At 45.3% G+C, this 1,526-nt stretch carries 2 protein-coding genes; both read left to right on the forward strand.

Annotated features, from left to right (window positions below; translation table 11 throughout):
• On the forward strand, positions 1-879 hold an 879-nt coding region (locus tag V6W77_RS11015; RefSeq protein ID WP_334254646.1), incomplete at its 5' end, for a sugar kinase.
• A gap of 74 nt (positions 880-953) precedes the next feature.
• Positions 954-1,526, forward strand: a 573-nt coding sequence (locus V6W77_RS11020; RefSeq protein ID WP_334254647.1) for a bifunctional 4-hydroxy-2-oxoglutarate aldolase/2-dehydro-3-deoxy-phosphogluconate aldolase, incomplete at its 3' end; no start/stop codon positions are given.

Raw genomic sequence — 1,526 nt, forward strand, 5'->3', positions numbered from 1 at the left:
CAAACTTACGGCGGTGATTCCCTAAACACCGCTACCTATCTGGCTCGGGTGAGTTCTCCCAAACAGATTGAGGTGCGTTATATTTCCGCTTTAGGTACGGATAAACTCAGTCAAGGGATGTTGGAAGCTTGGCAGGCAGATAATATCAATACCGATTTTGTGCTGCTTGATGAACACCGCCAGCCGGGGCTTTATCTTATTCAGTTGGATAAATTCGGCGAGCGGACTTTCCTTTATTGGCGTAATCAATCAGCAGCTCGCTACTTGCTCCAACATTCAGACTATCCTAACGTGCTTAGGGCAATGGCTGAAGTAGATATGATTTATCTCAGCGGCATAAGTCTTGCAATCTTGCCTGAAAACGATCGTACTTTGCTGATTGAACAACTTTGTGAGCTGAAAAAATCTGGAGTAAAGATCGCTTTTGACAGCAACTATCGCCCGAAACTGTGGGAAAGTGCCGAAACGGCCCAACAACATTATGCCAAACTGCTGAAATTAGTGGATTTAGCCCTCGTTACTTTTGACGATGAACATCTGCTTTGGGGTGATGAGGACGAACAAGCCACGCTGACACGCCTTGCTCAATATGGCATTGAAACCATTGTAGTAAAACAAGGCTCGCTGGGAGCAACCGTGCAACATAACGGCAAACAGATTTTTGTTCCAACTGTTCCCGTTGAGAATGTGGTTGATACCACCTCCGCAGGTGATTCCTTTAATGCGGGTTTCCTCAACGGTTACTTACTTGTCAAAGATTTAACTACCTGTTGCCAACAAGGCAACCAAGTTGCAGGCATCGTCATTCAACACAAAGGGGCGATTATTGATAAAGCCGCTACCGCTCATTTGAAATCGCAGTTTGAACAAGCAATGTAAATAACAGACAAGCGGTTAAATTTGCAAAATTTTTTACAAAAATGATCGCTTGTACCCCAAAAGAGGTTAAAAAAATGCGTTATACCACTGAACAAATCGTAGAGAAATTAAGAGAACTCAAAGTTGTCCCCGTTATCGCTCTCGACAACGCAGAAGATATTTTACCGCTGGCAAAAACCCTTTCAGAAAACGGTTTACCCGTGGTAGAAATCACCTTCCGCTCTGCTGCGGCTGAACAGGCGATTAAATTAGTGAAGGCAAACTATCCGGAGGTATTAATTGCCGCCGGCACTGTGCTAACCAAAGAACAGGTGCTTACCGCTAAAAATGCCGGAGCAGACTGCATTGTTACGCCGGGCTTTAACCCGAATATCGTTAAGTATTGCCAAGAGCTGGGTTTACCCATCACACCGGGTGTGAACAACCCGATGGCGATTGAAGCCGCCCTCGAACTCGGCATACAAGCGGTCAAATTTTTCCCTGCCGAAGCAAGTGGTGGCGTAAAAATGATTAAGGCGTTGTTAGGTCCTTACGGTAACTTACAGATTATGCCTACAGGCGGCATTTCCCCAACTAATATCAAAGAGTACCTCGCTATTCCAAATGTAGTTGCCTGTGGTGGCTCTTGGTTTGTGGAGAAGTCATTG

Origin of the sequence: Mannheimia indoligenes (genome assembly GCF_036880405.1) — a bacterium.
Taxonomy (GTDB): Bacteria; Pseudomonadota; Gammaproteobacteria; order Enterobacterales; family Pasteurellaceae; genus Mannheimia; species Mannheimia indoligenes.